Source organism: Rahnella victoriana, assembly GCF_004330295.1.
Taxonomy (GTDB): Bacteria; Pseudomonadota; Gammaproteobacteria; order Enterobacterales; family Enterobacteriaceae; genus Rahnella; species Rahnella victoriana.
Genome location: NZ_SJOJ01000076.1, coordinates 1 through 566 on the forward strand (window position 1 = coordinate 1; position 566 = coordinate 566).

The window sequence follows — 566 nt, forward strand, 5'->3', positions numbered from 1 at the left end:
ACCGAACTCGGCGTGAAGCCGCGCATTCTCGGCGTGCCGGGTCTGGATAATCTGGATGTCGCCACGGCGCTAGCCGCCGTCTGTCAGCAGCTCCGCGCCTTTGGCTACGTCAGCGCGTACGACTGTAAAACCGTGTCCGATGCCATCAAGTACCGCGACAATTTCAGCCAGCGTGAGCTGATGGTTGTCTGGCCGGATTTCGTGACATGGAACACCACCACGAACGCCAGCGACATCGCCCCCGCCACGGCTTACGCCCTCGGCCTGCGTGCCAAAATCGACGCGGATACCGGCTGGCATAAAACCCTTTCAAACGTCGGCATCAACGGCGTCACCGGCCTGTCTGCCAGCGTGTACTGGGATTTGCAAACCACCGGCACCGATGCCGACCTGCTGAACCAGGCGTGCGTCACCACCCTTATCCGCAAAGACGGCTTTAAGTTTTGGGGTCAGCGCACCTGTTCTGAGGATCCGCTGTTCCTGTTTGAGAACTACACCCGCACCGCGCAGGTGCTGGCGGACACCATGGCAGAAGCGCACCTGTGGGCGATGGACAGGCCAATGAC

The 566-nt window shown here is 61.0% G+C and carries 1 protein-coding gene; it reads left to right on the top strand.

The genetic code is table 11. The features are described from left to right. On the top strand, positions 1-566 hold a 566-nt coding region (locus EYY67_RS24370), incomplete at both ends, for a phage tail sheath subtilisin-like domain-containing protein (protein ID WP_207391118.1).